The sequence below is a fragment of the Rhodoferax sp. WC2427 genome (genome assembly GCF_040822085.1).
Lineage (GTDB): Bacteria > Pseudomonadota > Gammaproteobacteria > Burkholderiales > Burkholderiaceae_C > Rhodoferax_B.
Window position 1 is genome coordinate 3787985 of the sequence record NZ_CP162006.1, and the last position, 18470, is coordinate 3806454.

At 64.7% G+C, this 18470-nt stretch carries 20 protein-coding genes; 13 read left to right on the forward strand and 7 right to left on the reverse strand.

The window, feature by feature from the left end:
• Positions 1-100 precede the first annotated feature (100 nt).
• Entirely contained in the window at positions 101-373 is a 273-nt protein-coding gene (locus AB3G31_RS17605) for a hypothetical protein (RefSeq protein ID WP_367847367.1), read from the forward strand.
• On the opposite strand, the gene pgeF is transcribed toward AB3G31_RS17605, so the two are convergent.
• Both pgeF and AB3G31_RS17615 read right to left on the reverse strand, forming a co-directional pair.
• A complete protein-coding gene (gene pgeF / locus AB3G31_RS17610) occupies positions 302-1084 on the reverse strand; it encodes a peptidoglycan editing factor PgeF (RefSeq protein WP_367847368.1) in 783 nt (260 codons plus the stop codon). The two genes, AB3G31_RS17605 and pgeF, sit on opposite strands and share 72 nt — an antisense overlap.
• A gap of 13 nt (positions 1085-1097) precedes the next feature.
• On the reverse strand, positions 1098-1595 hold the full coding sequence (locus AB3G31_RS17615; RefSeq protein WP_367847369.1) for a flavin reductase family protein: 498 nt from the start codon (positions 1593-1595) through the stop codon (positions 1098-1100).
• Between the two features lie 291 nt (positions 1596-1886).
• On the opposite strand from AB3G31_RS17615, the gene AB3G31_RS17620 reads away from it, so the two are divergent.
• From AB3G31_RS17620 to AB3G31_RS17635, 4 genes are read left to right on the forward strand one after another with little or no spacing between them, the layout of a single operon-like run.
• Positions 1887-2516 carry a paraquat-inducible protein A gene (locus AB3G31_RS17620; protein WP_367847370.1) on the forward strand — a complete coding sequence of 210 codons (630 nt, stop codon included), beginning with the start codon at positions 1887-1889 and terminating at the stop codon, positions 2514-2516.
• Entirely contained in the window at positions 2513-3172 is a 660-nt protein-coding gene (locus AB3G31_RS17625) for a paraquat-inducible protein A (RefSeq protein WP_367847371.1), read from the forward strand. The genes AB3G31_RS17620 and AB3G31_RS17625 overlap by 4 nt, the downstream gene beginning before the upstream one ends.
• Positions 3159-4823, forward strand: coding sequence for an intermembrane transport protein PqiB (locus tag AB3G31_RS17630; RefSeq protein ID WP_367847372.1), 1665 nt, complete (start codon positions 3159-3161; stop codon positions 4821-4823). The genes AB3G31_RS17625 and AB3G31_RS17630 overlap by 14 nt, the downstream gene beginning before the upstream one ends.
• Complete coding sequence (locus AB3G31_RS17635; RefSeq protein ID WP_367847373.1) at positions 4820-5470, forward strand: membrane integrity-associated transporter subunit PqiC; 651 nt, start codon at positions 4820-4822, stop codon at positions 5468-5470. The genes AB3G31_RS17630 and AB3G31_RS17635 overlap by 4 nt, the downstream gene beginning before the upstream one ends.
• A gap of 54 nt (positions 5471-5524) precedes the next feature.
• On the opposite strand, the gene AB3G31_RS17640 is transcribed toward AB3G31_RS17635, so the two are convergent.
• Entirely contained in the window at positions 5525-6748 is a 1224-nt protein-coding gene (locus AB3G31_RS17640; RefSeq protein WP_367847374.1) for a sugar MFS transporter, read from the reverse strand.
• A 245-nt stretch (positions 6749-6993) separates the two neighbouring features.
• On the opposite strand from AB3G31_RS17640, the gene AB3G31_RS17645 reads away from it, so the two are divergent.
• The gene (locus AB3G31_RS17645) at positions 6994-7512 is read left to right on the forward strand and encodes a glycine zipper 2TM domain-containing protein (RefSeq protein ID WP_367847375.1); all 519 of its coding nucleotides are present in this window, start codon (positions 6994-6996) and stop codon (positions 7510-7512) included.
• Positions 7513-7570: 58 nt separating this feature from the next.
• Here the strand turns inward: AB3G31_RS17645 and AB3G31_RS17650 are convergent, their stop codons facing one another.
• Positions 7571-9103, reverse strand: a complete 1533-nt coding sequence (locus AB3G31_RS17650; protein ID WP_367847376.1) for an aminotransferase class V-fold PLP-dependent enzyme — start codon at positions 9101-9103, stop codon at positions 7571-7573.
• 101 nt (positions 9104-9204) lie between these two features.
• Here AB3G31_RS17650 and AB3G31_RS17655 point away from each other — a divergent pair, with 101 nt between their 5' ends.
• On the forward strand, positions 9205-9693 hold the full coding sequence (locus AB3G31_RS17655; RefSeq protein ID WP_367847377.1) for an Lrp/AsnC family transcriptional regulator: 489 nt from the start codon (positions 9205-9207) through the stop codon (positions 9691-9693).
• Between the two features lie 45 nt (positions 9694-9738).
• Positions 9739-10674 (forward strand): ribosome biogenesis GTPase YlqF, encoded by a 936-nt coding sequence (gene ylqF, locus AB3G31_RS17660; protein ID WP_367847378.1) that lies wholly within the window; start codon positions 9739-9741, stop codon positions 10672-10674.
• Positions 10675-10765: 91 nt separating this feature from the next.
• On the opposite strand, the gene AB3G31_RS17665 is transcribed toward ylqF, so the two are convergent.
• Positions 10766-11812 (reverse strand): porin, encoded by a 1047-nt coding sequence (locus AB3G31_RS17665; protein ID WP_367847379.1) that lies wholly within the window; start codon positions 11810-11812, stop codon positions 10766-10768.
• 433 nt (positions 11813-12245) lie between these two features.
• On the opposite strand from AB3G31_RS17665, the gene AB3G31_RS17670 reads away from it, so the two are divergent.
• Both AB3G31_RS17670 and coq7 read left to right on the forward strand, forming a co-directional pair.
• Entirely contained in the window at positions 12246-13601 is a 1356-nt protein-coding gene (locus AB3G31_RS17670; RefSeq protein WP_367847380.1) for a porin, read from the forward strand.
• A gap of 119 nt (positions 13602-13720) precedes the next feature.
• Positions 13721-14365, forward strand: a complete 645-nt coding sequence (coq7, locus tag AB3G31_RS17675) for a 2-polyprenyl-3-methyl-6-methoxy-1,4-benzoquinone monooxygenase (protein WP_367847381.1) — start codon at positions 13721-13723, stop codon at positions 14363-14365.
• Here the strand turns inward: coq7 and AB3G31_RS17680 are convergent.
• Positions 14362-14814 (reverse strand): OsmC family protein, encoded by a 453-nt coding sequence (locus AB3G31_RS17680; RefSeq protein WP_367847382.1) that lies wholly within the window; start codon positions 14812-14814, stop codon positions 14362-14364. The genes coq7 and AB3G31_RS17680 overlap by 4 nt on opposite strands.
• Positions 14815-15095: 281 nt before the next feature.
• Here AB3G31_RS17680 and ilvA point away from each other — a divergent pair, with 281 nt between their 5' ends.
• From ilvA to AB3G31_RS17695, 3 genes are read left to right on the forward strand one after another with little or no spacing between them, the layout of a single operon-like run.
• Entirely contained in the window at positions 15096-16682 is a 1587-nt protein-coding gene (gene ilvA / locus AB3G31_RS17685; protein ID WP_367847383.1) for a threonine ammonia-lyase, biosynthetic, read from the forward strand.
• A 14-nt stretch (positions 16683-16696) separates the two neighbouring features.
• On the forward strand, positions 16697-17494 hold the full coding sequence (locus tag AB3G31_RS17690; protein ID WP_367847384.1) for an adenosylcobinamide-GDP ribazoletransferase: 798 nt from the start codon (positions 16697-16699) through the stop codon (positions 17492-17494).
• A complete protein-coding gene (locus AB3G31_RS17695) occupies positions 17491-18069 on the forward strand; it encodes a histidine phosphatase family protein (protein ID WP_367847385.1) in 579 nt (192 codons plus the stop codon). The genes AB3G31_RS17690 and AB3G31_RS17695 overlap by 4 nt, the downstream gene beginning before the upstream one ends.
• Here the strand turns inward: AB3G31_RS17695 and AB3G31_RS17700 are convergent.
• Positions 18014-18469, reverse strand: coding sequence for a type II secretion system protein N (locus AB3G31_RS17700; RefSeq protein WP_367847386.1), 456 nt, complete (start codon positions 18467-18469; stop codon positions 18014-18016). The genes AB3G31_RS17695 and AB3G31_RS17700 overlap by 56 nt on opposite strands.
• Position 18470: the final 1 nt, after the last annotated feature.

Here is an 18470-nt window from a genome sequence, read left to right on the forward strand (position 1 = left end):
GCGTGGCCTGCGCCATTTTTAGGTTGTAGACGGTAACTGACACCAGGGCCGAAAACCCTGCGGGTACTGCGTAGACCTCCCCGAATTTGAAACAATTTGTATGTATATCGTTCCTATTGGCTGGCTTTATGTGGCCCTCATGATGGCTGTCGCCGAGGCGACCAATACTAACGGTACTGTACTCGGCGGCATCCTCACGTTTGTACTGTACGGCCTGGGCCCGGTGTCGCTGGTGGTGTACCTGATGGGGGCGCCGGCACGGCGCAAGGCACTCAAGAGGCGCGAAGCAGCGGAACTTGCCCTAGCCTTGCAGCCAGATGCAGGCGGCCATGCGCCCGCAGACCCCGCTGCGGCGGTACGAGAAGAAGCGTGAGGGTTGGCTGACGGTGCACCAGTCCAGGCTGCCGTCGTTGCCGTAAATGCCCTGCACACCCAGCGCCTGCAAACGCAGCCGCGCCAGGCCGGGCAGGTGGGCCAGCCATTTGTCGGGGCCATGGCGCACAAACATCGCAGCGGCCTCGGGCTGCCGGGCAATGAAGGCGGCGGGCACTTCCGGTCCCACCTCGAAGGCCGTCGGCCCGATGCACGGACCCAGCCACGCTATTATTTCTGTAGCTGCCTGCGCTGATTCAGCAAGCGCAAGCGCCTTTATTTCCTTGTAAGTGGCTTCCAGCACGCCCTGGCCGTCCACCCCCAGCAGGCCGCGCCAGCCCGCGTGCGCAGCGGCCACCACGGTGCCCCGGGTGTCCGTGAACAGCACCGGCAGGCAATCGGCCACCATGGCGGTGCAGGCGATGCCTGGCTGGGTGGTGAGGCTGGCATCGGCCACCAGCGTCTCGGCGGTCGGCCCGGTCAAGTGCGCCACCACGCGGCCATGCACCTGCTGCAGGAACACCGGCTCGGCGGCGATGGCCTGGGCCAGCCGGGCGCGGTTGGCCTGCACGTCGGTCGGCACATCGCCCACGTGGTCGCCCAGGTTCAGTGCGTCATACGGCGCGACCGACACGCCCCCGGCACGGGTGGTAAAAACGGCGCGCACCCGGGCGGGCGCAGGCCACTCGGGAACCAGCCAGTCGGTGTGCATGCTTAAAACGGCATCAAAACGGCGAGGTGGACGCAGCCCCCACCTCCAGCGTGTCCACCGCGAACTGCCCGCGCTCAAACACCAGCCCCTTGCCGGGGCGGCTGCCGCTGTGGTTGATCTGGCCGATCAGGATGTCGTGGTCGCCCGCGGTAAAGGCCTGCTGCAGCGTGCAGTCGAACCAGGCCAGCGCGTCCACCAGTTGCAGGCGCTGGGAGCCCAGCCGCACAAACTGCCCCGCCGCAAAACGCTCGGCCTGGGTGCCCCGGGCAAAGGCCTGGGCCAGCTCTTTGTGCTCGATGCCCAGCACGCTGACGGTGTAGCCCCCACCCTGCACAAAGGCGGGATGGCTGGCGCTGTTGTGGCGGATGTTCCACAGCACCAGGGCCGGGTCCAGCGACACGGCATTGAATGAGCTGCAGGTCATGCCCCAGTCTTGCCCGTTCCAGTGGGTGGTGACCAGCGTCACCCCGGTGGCAAAGCAGCCAAACGCGTCGCGCAGTGCACGGCTCATGGGGTGGGTGTCCTGGGAGTGGAGAAGCCAGCCAGCTTCTGTAAAGGGATGTACATCGGGTCAGTTTACCCATAAGCGATGACCCAGAGGCAGGCAGGTATAAGGCAACGCTTATATGGGCGCCTCCCTGGACTCGGGCGGTCTGCGGCGTTGCAAATCCTCGCCATAGCCCAAGCGATGTCTGCGGTTTGCGCCTTGCATCCCATCCCGATCCAGGGCGCGCCGCCTCGCGGGGACGCATGAAGCGTCGCCCTAAACCGACTAAAGTACGCCCTTACCATGCCATCCCCCATGCAACTTGTCCCCCATGCCATCCTCTGCGAGGGCTGCGACGCGGTCTATCCCAGGACCCGGCTGCAGCCGGGCGAAACCGCGCGCTGCAGCCGCTGCGGCACCGAGCTGGAACGCTACCAGGGCGATGCCCACCAGCGCATGCTGCCGCTGGTGCTGGCAGGCCTGTTGATGTTTGCGGTGGCCAACCTGTTCCCCATCGTGTCCATCATGATCGGCGGCCAGTCCAGCGACACCACCCTGGTGGGCGCGGTGGCGGCCCTGACCGACGAGGGCATGGGCGGAGTGGCGACGCTGGTGCTGGCCACCACGCTGCTGTTTCCGCTGCTGCAGTTGCTGGTGCTGCTGTATTTGCTGCTGCCCCAGCCGCGCCAGCTTCGCAAGAACCGGCCCCTGGGCTTTGCCATGCTGGTGCGGATGCTGCAGATGCTGCAACCCTGGGGCATGGTGGAGGTGTTTTTGCTGGGCGTGCTGGTGGCCATCGTCAAGCTGACCAGCTCGGCCGAGGTGATTGCCGGCCCGGCGCTGGGCGCGTTTGTGGCGCTGACGGTGTTGCTCACGGCGATCTTGTCCTTTCCGCCGCGCAACTTCTGGCACCTGGCGTTCGATGCGCCGCCTTCCCGCCCATGAGCGAACCCCGGACGGCACAGTCGCTAGGCTTGATCGCCTGCCACCCTTGCGGCGCGGTCTGGCAAGGTGCCACCGAGGGCGCGGCCTGCGGGCGCTGCGGCAGCCCGCTGCACCGCCGCAAACCCGACAGCCTGAACCGCACCTGGGCGCTGCTGGCCGCGGCCTACCTGATGTACCTGCCCGCCAACCTGCTGCCGGTGATGGTCACCAGCAACCTGCTCAACACCAAGCAGGACACGATTCTGAGCGGGGTGATCTACTTCTGGGTCACCGGCGCCTGGGGCCTGGCCACGGTGGTGTTTGTGGCCAGCTTTCTGGTGCCACTGTTCAAGCTGGGCGCGCTGACCACCCTGGCCTGGATGGCGCAGCGCCACAGTGCCAACAACCGGGCCGACCGGGCGCGGCTGTACCGCATCGTCGAGGTGATTGGCCGCTGGTCGATGCTGGACGTGTTCGTGGTGGCGCTGCTGGCCGGGCTGGTGCGCATCCAGGGGCTGGCCGAAGTCACCGCCGGGCTGGGCATTGCCGCCTTTGCCACGGTGGTGGTGCTGACCATGCTGGCCTCCTTGAGCTTTGACCCGCGCCTGACCTGGGACGATGCCCAGCCCCTTTCTACCGAAAACCCTTTGCACCATCCACCGCATGAGCCCACCTGACCCCCAGCCCACCGACCTTCCCGCCGACCTGCCCGCCCCCACCGTGACCCGCGCGCGGCGCTGGCTGCCGTCGCTGGTCTGGATCGTCCCCATCGTGGCCGCGCTGGTGGGCATCACCCTGGTGGTCAAGACCATCCGCGACCGCGGGCCGGTGATCGACATCAGCTTCAACACCGCCGAGGGGCTGGTGGCGGGCAAGACCAAGGTCAAGTACAAGGACGTGGAGATCGGCGCGGTCACCGCCATCACCCTGGCCGAGGACCGCTCCCGCATCATCGCCACCGTGCAGCTGCAAAAAGAAGCCAAGAGCTTTGTGGCCAGCGACACCCGGTTCTGGGTCATCCGGCCCCGGCTGGAGGCCGCCGGGGTCAGCGGGCTGGGCACCCTGCTGTCGGGGGCCTACATCCGCGCCGACGCAGGCACGTCCGAGGAGACGCGCAAGACCTTCACCGGGCTGGAAGTGGCCCCCATCGTCACCCGCGATGCCTCGGGGCGGCAGTTTGTGCTGCGCGCCAGCAACATCGGTTCGCTCGACATCGGCTCGCCGCTGTACTTTCGGCGCATCAAGGTCGGCCAGGTGGCGGCTTTTGCGCTGGACGAAGACGGCAAGGGCGTGACCCTGCGTGTCTTCGTCAACACCCCGTTTGAGAAGTTTGTGGGGGCCAACACCCGCTTCTGGCATGCCAGCGGCATCGATGTAGAGGTGAACGCCAGCGGCTTCAAGCTGCGCACCCAGTCGCTGGCCACTGTGGCGCTGGGCGGCATTGCCCTGCAAGCACCGAACGATGCCACCGGTCCCCAGGCCAGCGAAAACACCAGCTTCACCCTGTCGGACGACGAAACCACCGCCCTCAAGGCCCCCGACGGCCCGGCCCAGACCCTGCTGCTCAACTTCAACCAGTCGCTGCGCGGCCTGAGCCCGGGTGCCACGGTGGACTTCCGCGGCGTGGTGCTGGGCAAGGTGGTGTCGATCGGCGTGGAATTCGACCGCAGCAAGCGCCAGCTGCGCATGCCGGTGCTGGTCGAGATCTACCCCGAGCGCCTGGGCACCATGCCCGGCAACCAGGCATCCGAGACGCCTGCGGTGCAGCAGCAGCGCCTGCGGCAAATGGTGGCCCGGGGCCTGCGCGCCCAGCTGCGTACCGGCAGCCTGCTGACCGGCCAGCTGTACGTGGCGCTGGACTTCTTCCCCAAGGCGCCTCCGGTGGAGCTGGCCAGCGGCAAGGCAGATGACCCCATCGAGGTCCCCACCCTGCCCAACGGCCTGGACGAGCTGCAAACCCAGGTGTCCGAGATCGTCACCAAGATCAACAAGGTGCCGTTCGAGCAGCTCAGCAGCGACCTGCGCAAAACCCTGGCCACGCTGGACACCACCCTGGCCGGTGCCGAGCAACTGGTGCAAAAGCTCAACAACGACGTGGCCCCCGCGCTCACCGCCGCCATGCAGGACGCGCGCGCCACCCTGGGTGCCGCCAACCGTACGCTGGGCTCGGCCGAACGCACCCTGGCCGAAGACGCGCCGCTGCAACAAGACCTGCGCCAGACCCTGCGCGAGGTCAACCGTGCCGCCGCCTCCATCAAGGTGCTGACCGACAGCCTGGAGCAGCATCCCGAGTCGCTGCTGCGCGGCAAATCCGAGGAGAAAAAATGAACACCCGCCCCCAGTCTTTACTCCCTCTCCCACACGCGGGAGAGGGCCGGGGTGAGGGGCGACGCGCACCCGCCGCCGTGCTGCTGCTGGCGCTGGCCCTGGCCGCCTGCGCTACCCCGCCCGCCACCCGCTACTACAGCCTGGCCTCCACCCTGCCATCGGCCCCCGCCAGCGCGCTGCAAATCGAGCTGCCGCCCATCGCCCTACCCGAGCGCCTGGTGCGGCCGCAGCTGGTGGTGCGCAGCGCGACCAACCCGTTTGAGGTGCTGGACGCACACCGCTGGGCCGCCCCCTTCAACAGCGAGCTGCACGACGCGCTGGCCAGCGGCATCGCGCAGCAATTGGGGGCCATCGACGTGGGCACCGGGGGCCGCCTGGCCGCCCAGCCGGTCTACCGCATCAGCGTGCAGTTGCGCCAATGGGATGCCGCCGTGGACCAGCAGGTGCAGGCCAGCTTCAGCTGGACCATCCGCCGCAGCGACGGCGCGAGGAATCTGGCCTGCCAGTGGAACCAATCCGAGCCCGTGGGCGCGGGCATCGCCGCCCTGGCCCAGGGGGCCCAGCGCCTGACCCAGCGTGCCGCGCAGAGCATGGCGGCAGCAGTCCAGGCCCTGGAAGGTGATGCAGCCGCCACCTGCCCGGGTTAATGTTTTGCTATCGTTAAAGTAGCTGCTTGCGCTTATTCCACCAGCACGGGCGGCCTATTTCTTTGCAAAACCGGGAACCGGTGGAGCGGCAAAGTGCACGATCTTCCACACCACCAGGGTGAACGCCAGCACCACCAGCAGCATGCAGCCATAGGCCCAGCGCAGCCCCACCCAATCCGACAAACTGCCCACCACCACACCCGCCAACTGCGAGCCCAGGCTGAAGCCCAGCATCAGCAGGGCCGACAGCCGCGAAGCCTGGCCCGGCGCCGCGTCGATCATGGTGGCCAGCAGCACCGGAAACACCACCCCCACGCCCAGGCCAAACAGCAGGTTGCCCACCGCCGGCAGCCCCCAGCCGCCCACGCCCGGCAGCAGCACATTCAGCGCCATGCCCGCCAGCGCCAGCAGGTTCAGCCGCCACAGCTTTTGCCGTATCGACCAACTGCTGTGGAAAAACGCCTGCCACAGCCGCGCCGCCACCATGCCCGCCACAAAAAACTGCAAGCCCACCCGCGCGGCGTTGGGGCTGAGGTGCTGGGCGCTGATGCCGTAGCTCACGTACCAGAAGTTCTGCCCCCACTCCAGAAACCCGGCCAGCACCCCGCCGCCCACCGTCCAGGCGATCACCGGGCGGCGCAAGAGCTGCGCATAGCTCAGACCACCGCCCGCTTCCTCGGCCGCGTGGTGTGGCGCGGCCAGCCGCGCAAAAAACCGGCGCGGCCAGAACAGCAGCAACACCGTCAGCAGCGGCAGCAAATACAGCGCGTAGGGCGCACGCCAGTTGGTGTTGACCGTCTGCACGCCAATCACCAGCAAGGGCGACAGCAGATTGCCCAGGCTGAAGGCCACGTCCACCATGCTCAACAGGCGGGCGCGCAGCTCGGGCTGCGGGCTCACATCGGCCAGGATGCCGTGGGCCAGCGTGAACAAGGCCGTCTCCACCAGGGCCACCACAAAAAACCCCAGCAGCAGCGTGCTGAAATTGGGCGACAGCACGATCAGCACGATCGACGCCAGCGCGGCGGCGGTGTAGCCCAAAAATAAAGGCCGCGGCGGATAGCGCTGGGCCATGCGCCCGCCCTGCAAAGCCCCCAGCACCGCGCCGCTGGACCAGACCATCATCAAAACGCCCAGCTGCTGGTAGTTGTCGAGTTCCTCGCGCAGCTCAGGCGTGACCGCCCCCAGGATGGCGGCAAAGATGCCCGCACAAAACGCGGTGTAGATCACCACCCAGGCCAGGTAGGGGATGGTGCGGATAAAGTCTTTGAGTTTCACGTTGGGCAATACAAGGGCCTGCCCGCCACGGTGGGCGGGATGGCAAGCGAAAGGAACAAGGGGGTTGGCAAGGCGGATGGGGGGCGCGAGGCCCTGCCCGATGCACCGGTCGATTGTCGCCGTTTACCGCCGGTTCCCGCTGGCGACGGAACCCATTCCGGGGATGCCCTGTCAACCATCCACCGGCTAGCGCGTCATAGAAAGCACGGCCCTGCCGCTTTCATTCATTCCAGGAACACCCCGCCATGCGATTCACCACCACCGTTTTGACCGCCACCCTGCTCGCCACCGGCCTGAGTGCCTGCGTGGTCGCGCCGCCGCGCCAGCAAGCCTCTTACCCCCAGCAGGGCTACCCGCAGCCGACCTACCCCCAGCCGGTCTACCAGCAAGCCCCCCCGCCCATGCAGCAGGTGCAGCGCGTCGACACCGGCCGCGTGGCGCAGATGGAACTCATCCGCACCCAGGAACGGCCCCAGCCCACCGGCGGCGGCGCACTGATTGGCGGCATCCTCGGCGCAGTGATCGGTCACCAGATCGGCGGCGGATCGGGTAGGACCGCTGCCACGGTATTGGGCGGCGTAGGTGGCGCAGTTGCAGGCAATGCGATCGAAGGCAACCAGCAGCCCGGCCAGATGAACGAGTCCTACCGCGTGGGCGTGCAGGGCGACGACGGCAGCTACCGCTATTTCAGCGTGCCGGTGCAAACCGATCTGCGCATCGGCGACCGCGTGCGCATGGGCAATGGCCAACTCTTCCGTTATTGAATGGGTTAATGCGTTTCAGGGCACTTGTGCCTACGGCATAAGCGTGGGCAGCTATTTTTTAGATAGCATCTGCATCTTTTAACTGCCAGGCCTGCGCGTAACCCAGATGGCGCAGGGTGTGCACCGCCCGCTGGCTGCGCTGGCCGCTGCGGCACACGAACACCAGCGGTGCCGGTGCGGCGCCCAGCCATTCCGCCAAACGAGACTCCAGACTCCCCAGCGGCACGTTCAGCGCGGTGCGGCCACAGCCCAGGGGCTGGGGGTCGGCGGCATGCTCCTGGGGTTCGCGCACGTCCACCAGCACGGCACCGGGGTGCTGCTGGAAGAAGTCGGCCAATTCGGCGGGTACCAGGTGCATGGCCGGGTCGGCCTCCAGGGGCGGGCCACAGCGCATTGCCTCGGCGGCAGCGGCGCGGGCTTGCAACCCGGCACCGCAGCGGGCGATGCGCGCACAGGCGGCGGCAATGAAGTCCGCATCGGCCATCGCCCCAAACGACATGCGCACCGCCGACGCGGCCTGCCATGCAGGCACACCCATGGCCTGCAGCACATAGCTGGGCGCCGCCTTTTTGGCCGAGCAGGCACTGCCCGCGCTGACCTGCACGCCCACCGCACCCAAGGCATCCACCACCGCGCTGCCGGGCAGGCCGGGCACCGAGAAGTTCAAGGTGGTGGGCAGGCTGTCGTTAAAGTCGGCATTGAAGATGATTTCGGGCCATACCGCCCGTAGACTGAGCGTGAGCAGCTCTCGAAACTGTAGCATTTGAGAATGGCTGCTGAAACTGCCACCTTCTTCCAGTGCCTGCAGCACCGCCCCCAGCGCGGCGATGCCCACCATGTTCTCGGTACCCGAGCGCAAGCCGTCTTCCTGCCCGCCCCCGGCCATCAGCGGGGTGAACGGCGCGCCGGGGCGCACATACAGCAGGCCTATGCCCTTGGGCGCGTACAGCTTGTGGCCAGAAAACGGCGCGTAGTCGATGCGGGTCTGCGCCAGGTGCAGAGGCAGCTTGCCCAGCGCCTGCACGCAATCCACCAGCCAGTAGGCCTGTGGAGCCACATCTTGCAGCACGGCTTCGATGCCCGCCAGGTCCGACACCACGCCGGTTTCGTTATTCGCAGCCATGGTGCAGACCAGCGCTGCCCGCGGGGCCAGCGCGCGCAAGGCGGCCAGGTCGTGCCGACCGCTGCGCGCCACCGGCAAGGCCTGCAACTCCAGGTGCAAGCCCAGCACCCGGTTCCAGTGCGCCAGGCTTTCGGGCACGGCCTTGTGCTCGGTGGCGCCATACACCAGTAGCTTGCCCACCGCCTCGCCACGCGCCAGCCGATCCCGCACGGCGCACAGGGCGGACAGCACCGCCGTCTGGATGCCTTCGGTGGCGCCGCTGGTGAACAGCACGTCGCCCGCCCCCGCACCCAGCACCCGCGCCGCGCGGGCGCGCACGGCATCGACCCACTGGCGGGCCTGCACCCCAGTGGCATGCGTGCTGCTGGGGTTGCCAAACACCGCCCCCATGGCCTCCTGCGCAGCGGCCAGGGCGGTGGGCAGTACGGGGGTGGTGGCGTTGCAGTCGAGGTAGATGGTGGTGTTCATGGCGGTGCATCCTACCTATCCATCCCGAAATACGTATTCCAAAAATATTACAATACGACTCAATAAAAGAACAAATTAACCATAAATTCTAAATATGCAGCATGAATGAACTTGACCGCCTGGATTACGCCATTTTGGGCGCACTGCAGGTGGACGGCAGCCTGTCGGTGGCCGCGCTGGCCGAGCGGGTAGGCCTGTCCACCACGCCCTGCTGGAAGCGCCTCAAACGCCTGGAGGACGAGGGCTATCTCACCGGCCGCGTGGCGCTGGTAGACCGGCACAAGGTCGGCCTGCCCATCACCGTGTTCGTCAGCATCCGCACCGCCCAGCACGACGAGAAATGGCTGGCCCAGTTTGCCGCCGCCGCGTCTGCCTTGCCCGAGATCCAGGAACTGCACCGCATGAGCGGCGACGTGGACTATCTGCTCAAGGTGGTGACCACCGACATCGGCGGTTACGATCGGTTCTACAAAAAGCTCATCCAGGCCGTGCCGTTAAGCGGCGTGTCCTCCGCCTTCTCCATGGAGCAAATCAAGTCCACCACGGCCCTGCCGCTGGATCTGGTGGCCTTCGGCACCACAAAGTTATAGAAACCGACTTGCGCAGCAGCGCAAATCTCACAGAAAGAATTCCCCATGGCCATCCAATGGTTCCCCGGTCACATGCACCTGACCAAAAAAGCCATCACCGAGCGCCTCAAAGAGACCGACGTGGTGATTGAGCTGCTGGACGCGCGCATGCCCGGCTCCAGCGCCAACCCCATGCTGGCCGAGCTGATCGGCAGCACGCCCACCCTCAAAATCCTGAACAAGCAGGACATTGCCGACCCGGCCCGCACCGCCCTGTGGCTGGCGCACTACAACGCCCTGCCCGGCACCCGCGCCATCGCCCTGGATGCGAGTGAAACCGCGCCCGCCCAGCGCCTCATCCCCGCCTGCCGCCTGCTGGCCCCGCTGCGCGGCGGCATGGTCAAGCCCATGCGGGTGCTGATCTGCGGCGTGCCCAACGTGGGCAAGTCCACGCTGATCAACACCTTGAAGGGCAAGCGCGCCGCCAAAACCGGCGACGAGGCGGGCATCACCAAGCTGGAGCAGCGCATCGTGCTGGCCGACGACTTCTATGCCTACGACACCCCCGGCATGCTGTGGCCGCGCATCATCGTGGAGCAAAGCGGCTACCACCTGGCCGCCTGCGGCTCCATTGGCCGCAATGCGTTTGACGAGGAAGAAGTGGCGCTGGAGTTGCTGTTGATTCTGCAGAAGCACTATGCCGGACAGGTGGAAGAACGCTACAAGCTCGACCCCATCCTGGGCCTCACCGACATTGGCGTGCTCACCGAGATCGCCCGCAAACGCGGCGGCCTGCTGGGCGGTGGCAAGGTCAACCTGCAAAAAGCCGCCGAAATCGTGCTGACCGAATTTCGCTCCGCCACCCTGGGCCGTGTGACGCTGGAAACCCCGGAAGAATTCGCCCAGTGGCTGGCCGTGGGCCAGGCCGCCGACGCTGCGCGCCAGGCCAAAAAAGACAACCGCAAGAACAAGAAACCCGCAGCCCCCGAGTCTGCCGAGTAAGGCCGCAAACGTCAAAAAGCCGCTGGGTTTGCACCCAGCGGCTTTTCTAGTTATTTGACTTTCAAGCCAACCCGATCAGGCTGGCGTTCGATCAGAAGCGGTGTTGGACACCCACTGCGAACAGGTCATGCTTGAGGGTGGTGGTGCCGGACACTTTGCTGTTGTCAGCTTCGTAGCCACCGTACAGAGCGGTGCGCTTCGACAAAGCGTACTTGGCGCCCAGGCCGAAACCCTTGCGCTTGTCGTTACCAGCGGTAGCGTTGTCTTTCGACTGAGCGTAGCTGGCAGACAGCGTCAGAGCAGCACCCACGGGCACGTCAACGCCGACTTGGTAGTCAGAAGCCTTGGCACCGCTCAGAGTGGCTTTGGAGCTGAACTCATAGTTCTCAGCACGGCCGTAGTTGGCGTACAGCTTGGCAGCGCCGAAGTCATACGAACCGCCCAGACGGACGTACTTGCGAGCCAAAGCAGAGCTGTCAACCTTTTCGTTCTGGTAACCCAAGCTCACGCCGATAGGACCGTTGGCATAGGCCAAAGCCAAGCTGTACACAGAACCGGCATTGACCGCAGCGGTCTTGTTTTCGCCCAGGCTGTAGCTGGCCGAAGCGCTGAAGCCGCTCAGGTTAGGTGTGTAGTAAGCAATGGTGTTGCCAGGACGCACCAGGTAGCTGTTGGCAGATGCGAACACGCTGTTCATGGGGGACAGACCAGAGTCAAACACTGCATCGTACTGGCCGCTGACATCGTCAAAAGGCGTAGGGGTCAGACCGATACGGGTCGAACCGAACGAGCCAGACAAACCAACCCATGCTTGGCGAGAGAAGGCAAAGCTGGTTCCAGCAGCAGGAGCAACCAACAGAGTCGCCGTCTTGGCAGCGCCGGTGTCGGCAGCAATACCTTGTTCCAGCACGAAGTTGGCAGCCAGGCCGTTGCCCAGATCTTCAGTACCCTTCAGACCGAAGCGCGAAGTGTTCACCAGGCCGCTTTCGACCTTGGTTTGGCGCAGGCTGGTCGTGCCATTGCCGGTCTTGACGCTACCAACATACATGTCAACCAGGCCGTACAAGGTCACGGACGACTGAGCCATGGCAGCGCCGGAAGCGGCGATAACTGCCAATGCGATCAGGGATTTTTTCATTCAAACATCTCCAAAGATTGAAAAATGTCGGGTTCGCAGTCTGGCTGCCACCTCGACGTTACTTCTGATTCAGAAGCTGCCGCGATTACACCAGACGGTTCAAATACATTTAGTGAATAGCTTGTCACAAAACCAAATATGTTGACTTTTAGCAACGGTTATTTACCCCATCTTTGCGCGACTCATGGTATTCCCTAGGGCAAAGTAACCATTTCGTAACTTTCTACAATTTTGTTACAGACTCCATTCGCCAGCGTTGTAACTTTGCCAACTGGATACATAGTAGACATCCATTTCAAACCGCACTTTGTCTCGGCGGTGTGACGGTACACAGGGTATTTACCTGTAAAAAAAGTCGCCCAAGCGACCTGTATCCGCCTGCAATTTGGCAACATGCAGGCTCACGCGGCTTGGTGACCGACCCAAGCGCGCCATGAAAACAGCAGCTTGGCTGCGCTATTTTGAGAATAACTTTGGAGCACGTATGAAGAAGATGACTTTGGTTTCTGCAGCCGCACTGGGCTGTCTGGCCACGGCCGCCATGGCACAAGATTCCACCGCCACCAGCGTCACGTTGTACGGCATTGCCGATGCAGGTATCAACCATGTCACCGGACTCAAGCAAGGCTCGGTCACCCAACTGGCCAGCGGCATCATGGAAGGCTCGCGTTGGGGCCTCAAGGGCAATGAAGAGTTGGGTGGCGGATACAAGGCCATCTTCACATTGGAAAGCCGGGTGGAACTGGACACGGGTTCGGTGAGCAACACCACGGCCTCGGGCTCGCAGTTGCCGGACCGGGTGTCGTTTGCCAACCAAATGGGTTTGGTATCGGCCAACCCTCAAATCCAAGCCCTCTACCAAGGTTTGGTCGCGGGTGCCGGTGCAGGGATTGGCGCCAGTCTGGGGGTCAACCACATAGAAAAGAATCTGTTTGACCGTCAAGCCTATGTCGGCTTGGTCACGCCGGTGGGCGCCATCACGGCAGGCCGCCAGTACACGCCTGGATACTTGGCGGTAGGTGCCTTTGACTCGATGCACACCGAGTCGAGCTTGGCTGTGGGCCAATTGGTTGCAGTACCAGTCTCCTTCACCATCCGCACCAGCAACTCACTGCAATACGCCATAAAGACCGGTGGACTTACCGCAACGGCCATGTACGCCTTCGGTGAAGTTGCCGGTAACAACTCCGCGGGCCGTTTGCTGGGTGCGATGGCGATGTACAAGGGCGAGGGTTTTGGCTTTGGTGCCGGATACAACACCCAAAAGAACGAACTGGGCCAAAAGTCGCTGACGAATGCAATTTTGGGCGCATCAGTGGATATTGGCCCCGGCGTTTTGAGTGTCGTAGCGGCCAACATCAAAGATGACAATCCCGCCGGCTTGTCCAAAATTGCCGCCGGACTAACACCGGGCGCTATTCAAAATGCGGGCCCCGTCCTTGGTCCCGTTCTGGCTCTGCAAGTGCAAAACGCATTCATCAGCAGCTTCAAGCAAAACTCCAATGTCTTCCACATCGGCTACCGCATGACCATGGGTGCCAACACCGTTACCGTGGCTTACAACACCATGAACGACAAAACGGCGGCCAATGCCGACCGTGACTCGTATGGCGTGGCATACACCTACGCGTTGTCCAAGCGCACCGACCTGAATGCCGTGTTGACCCGCTTCAACAACAAGAACACCTCGCAGCTCGCGCCTGGCGGCAACGGCTTTCTGGGCGGCGTGACCCGCGCGGCAGGTGTGGACTCGACCAACGTGGCATTGGGTATCCGCCACCGCTTCTGACCTGACGGCCTTTCCCGGCCTTTGCTAAAAAGTCCTCCCCTGCGGAGGACTTTTTTTTGCGCGGCTGCAGGCGCGCAAGCTTGCTTTACAGTGGCGGGATGTCTTCAACCAGCCCCCGCATGTCCTTGCCCCGCCTTCCCACCCTGGACCAGCTCTGCCGCGCCGCCGACACCGCGCTGCGCACGGTATTCACCCGTCCGCACGCCAGCCGCAGTTGCCCGACGGTGCCCGAGCGCGCCACCGAACTCAGCCCTGCCGAAAAAGCCCATGCCGGAGCCCTGATGCGGGTCAACCATGTGGGCGAGGTATGTGCCCAGGCCCTGTACACGGCGCAGGCGCTGGTGACGAAAAGCCCCACGCTGCGCGACCATTTTCTGCACGCGGCAAACGAGGAAACCGACCACCTGGCCTGGACGCGCCAGCGGCTGGACGAGCTGGGCGCCCACCCCAGCGTGCTGAATCCGCTGTGGTACGCCGGAGCTTTTGGGCTAGGCCTGGCCGCCGGTCAGCTCGGCGGTGACCGCTGGAGCCTGGGCTTTGTGGTGGAAACCGAAACCCAGGTCGCCGCGCATCTGCAAAGCCACCTGGAACACCTGCCCGCCGAAGACCACGCCTCGCGGGCCATCGTGGTGCAAATGAAGGATGACGAAGAGCGGCATGCGCAACAGGCCACGCTGGCCGGTGCGCTGGACCTGCCCGCGCCCGTCAAAACCCTGATGACCCTGGCCGCCAAGGTGATGACCACCGTGGCGCACCGGATTTAAGCGGCTTCGACCAGATCAAAACTGGTGGTAATTTCCGCCGTCTTGCCCAGCATGATGGTGGCCGAGCAGTATTTGTCGTGGCTCATGGCGATGGCACGTTCCACCGCGCTGGCGGGAATGCCCTTGCCGGTCACGGTGAAGTGCATGTTGATCTTGGTGAACACCTTGGGGTCGACCTCGGCGCGCTCGGACACCAGCTTGACGGAGCAACCGCGCACGTCGTGGCGGCCCCGCTTCAAGATCAGCACCACGTCATAGGCGGTGCAGCCGCCCGTGCCCGCCAGCAGGGTTTCCATCGGGCGGGGGGCCAGGTTCTGGCCACCGTTCTCGGGCTTGGCCGCGTCGGGCGCGCCGTCCATGGCCAAGGTGTGGCCGCTGCCGGTCTCGGCGATAAAACCCATGCCCGAACGGGTGCCCGCGGCACCGGTCCAACTGACTGTGCATTCCATGCTGCTGTCTTTCTTTAACAAAATTACGGAAATAACCGAAGTAAAGGCCCGATTCTGCCCGCGATGCCAATTTGTTCACGCTTTTCGCCACACAACATGCTGCATCGCAACATCACCTAGGGAAAACGATTACAATAAAACCATCGTAACAAAATTACTTTGTTACCCCGGTTGTCTCCTCCACCCTCTGAAAAGGTGGATTTAAGCCCCGAGTCGCAAGACTCGGGGCTTTTTTTATGCCTGGCGGGCTGCCCCTTATCATCCAAGACCCAGGAGGATTAATGACAACCGCACCCGCCAAGGCCGTAAAAGCCCCCAAGCCGCTCACCCCCGCCGACTATCTGAAGAAGATTCTGACCGCCCGCGTCTATGACGTGGCGATTGAAACCGCACTGGAGCCCGCCCGCAACCTCAGCCTGCGGCTGAACAATACGGTGCTGCTCAAGCGCGAAGACACCCAGCCGGTGTTCAGCTTCAAGCTGCGCGGCGCGTACAACAAAATGGCGCACCTCACCCCGGCGCAGCTCAAGAAGGGCGTGATTTGCGCCTCGGCCGGTAACCACGCCCAGGGCGTGGCCATGAGCGCCCGCAAGCTGGGCACCCGCGCGGTCATCGTGATGCCGACCACCACGCCCCAGCTCAAAGTAGACGCGGTGGCGGCACTGGGCGGTGAAGTGGTGCTGTTTGGCGAGAGCTACACCGATGCCTACAACCATTCCCTGCAGCTGCAAAAAAAGCAGGGCCTGACCTTTGTCCACCCCTTTGACGACCCGGACGTGATCGCCGGCCAGGGCACCATTGCCATGGAAATCCTGCGCCAGCTGCAAAGCCTGGGCTCGCAGAAGCTGGACGCGGTGTTCGTGGCCATTGGCGGTGGCGGCCTGATCTCCGGCGTGGCCAATTACATCAAAGCGGTGCGCCCCGAAATCAAGGTGATCGGCGTGCAGACCGAAGACTCAGACGCCATGCTGCAGTCCGTCAGATCCAAGAAGCGCGTCACCCTGCCCGACGTGGGCCTGTTTGCCGACGGCACCGCCGTGAAGCTGGTGGGCGAGGAAACCTTCCGCGTGGCGCGCGGCCTGGTGGACGACTACATCACGGTAGACACCGACGCGGTGTGCGCCGCCATCAAGGACGTGTTTGTGGATACCCGCAGCATCGTCGAGCCCTCGGGCGCGATGGCGGTGGCGGCCATCAAGCAGTACGTGGCCACGCACAAAACCAAGGGCGAGACCTACGCTGCCATTTTGTGCGGCGCCAACATGAACTTCGACCGTCTGCGCTTCGTGGCCGAGCGGGCCGAGGTGGGCGAGGAGCGCGAGGCCCTGTTTGCCGTCACCATGCCCGAGGAGCGTGGCAGCTTCAAACGGTTTTGCGAACTGATTGGCCAGCTGCCAGGCGGCCCGCGCAATGTCACCGAGTTCAACTACCGCATCAGCGACGCCGTCAAAGGCCATGTGTTTGTCGGCCTGACCACCTCCGCCAAGGGTGAATCGCTGAAGATCGCCGCCAGCTTCAGCAAACATGGCTTCAAGGCCCTGGACCTGACCCACGATGAACTGGCGAAGGAGCACATCCGCCACATGGTGGGCGGCCATTCCTCCCTGGCCCAGGACGAGCGGCTGTTGCGCTGCACCTTCCCCGAGCGGCCGGGCGCGCTGATGAAATTCCTGAGCCAGATGCGCCCGGGCTGGAACATCACCCTGTTCCACTACCGCAACCAGGGCGCCGACTACGGCCGCATCCTGGTCGGCATCCAGGTACCCCAGGCCGACGACAAGGCGTTTGCCAAATTCCGCGACACGCTCGACTACCCCTGCGTGGAAGAAACCCTGAACCCGGTGTACCGGCTGTTCCTGCAAAGCTGAGTCCCCGCGCCCCCATGGACGGCATCCGCCACTTCCTGCTGGCCGTCCAGTTCTTCACCCGCATCCCGGTCACCGGGCGGCTGGCGGCCTGGGTCGGCTACAGCCCGGCCATGCTGCGCGCCAGCGCGGCGCACTTCCCTGGCGTGGGCTGGCTGGTGGCGCTGGTGGCCTGTGCGGTGGCGGCCCTGTGCGGCACACTGCTGCACGGGCGGGTGGGCAGCGCGCTGGTGACGGCAGTGCTGTGCACCATCGCCACCGTGCTGCTCACCGGCGGCTTCCACGAAGACGGCCTGGCCGATGTGGCCGACGGCCTGGGCGGCTTTGTGGCACGCGAGCGGGCCCTGGACATCATGAAAGACTCGCGCGTTGGTGCGTATGGCGCCATGGCCCTGGTGCTGGCGCTGACCGCCAAGATTGCCCTGCTGGCGTTGCTGGACGCGAGCAGCGGCACGGCCTTGCTGGCGGCGCTGGTGGGCGGCCATGTGTGGTCGCGCTTTTGCCCGCTGGTGCTGGTGCGTCTGCTGCCGCACGTGGGCGACACCGCCACCTCCAAGAGCAAACCCCTGGCCGACCAGATCAGCCGCCGCGCGCTGGGTGTGGCATTTTTGTGGTGTTTAATGCCGCTAGCGCTTGTGGAATGGGCGCAAGCAGCTCCGTTTTTAATAGCAGGCATCGCCACCAGCCTGGTGGCCCTGGCCTGGATGGGGCGGATGTTCCAGCGGCGGCTGCAGGGCTTTACCGGCGACTGCCTGGGTGCCACGCAGCAGGTGTGCGAGATTGCCTTCTACCTGGGCGCGGCGGTCGCCTTATGACGCTCTGGCTGGCACGGCACGCCCTGCCGCTGGTGGAGTCCGGCGTGTGCTACGGCGCACTGGATGTGGCGGCAGACGGGCCAGCCACGCAGGCGGCGGCAAAAAAGCTGGCAGCGGCCGTGCCCCTGGGGTGTGCCGTGGCCAGTTCACCGCTACAAAGATGTGAGCTGCTCACGCTGACCCTGTGTGCGCTAAGACCCGATTTGACCCCTCAATTTGACCCCCGCCTGCGCGAAATGGACTTTGGGGGCTGGGAAGGCCAGCACTGGGATGCCATTGGCCAATCCGCGGTGGAGGCGTGGACCGCGGACTTTGCCGGATACCGGCCCGGCGGCGGCGAATCGGTGCGCGGGTTTATGCAGCGGGTGGCCGCCGCCTGGGATGCAGTGGGCACCCAGCCCACGTTGTGGATCACCCATGCCGGGGTGGCACGGGCTTGCAGCCTGCTGGCAACCGGCATCCGCAGCTTAGACCGCGCCGACCAGTGGCCGCAGGCAGCACCCGGCTTTGGGGAGTGGCTTACTTTCGAACCGGCAATTCCAGCGCAAATGCCGCCGGACCGTCCGCGCTGTTAGCCAGTTCGGCACGGCGCGGGCCGACGGACTGCAGCAGCAGGTTGCCGTCCACCACGCTGCCCACCCGGAAGGGCTTGGGTGGCTTGCCATCCACCGAGATCAGGGCCGCTCCGCCATGGCCCCGGCCCGCAATCACACCAGACAGCACAAACCGGGTCGAGGGATTGACCAGGGGCTCGGCAGCCATGTCTTGCGGCACCGCGCCCAGCACCCGGGCCACGGCCGCCGTGTCGATGGGCGCGAGCATCTGCGTGGGCACCGCGGTCTGCGGACCGGCGGCATCCGCGGTGGACTTCAGCCCCCAGTACGCCGCACTGCCCAGCGCCAAGGCCCAGACCACCAAAGTCACCAGCCGGGGCGCCCAGCGCGATGTAACGGAATCGGATGTGTTGAGTAACATG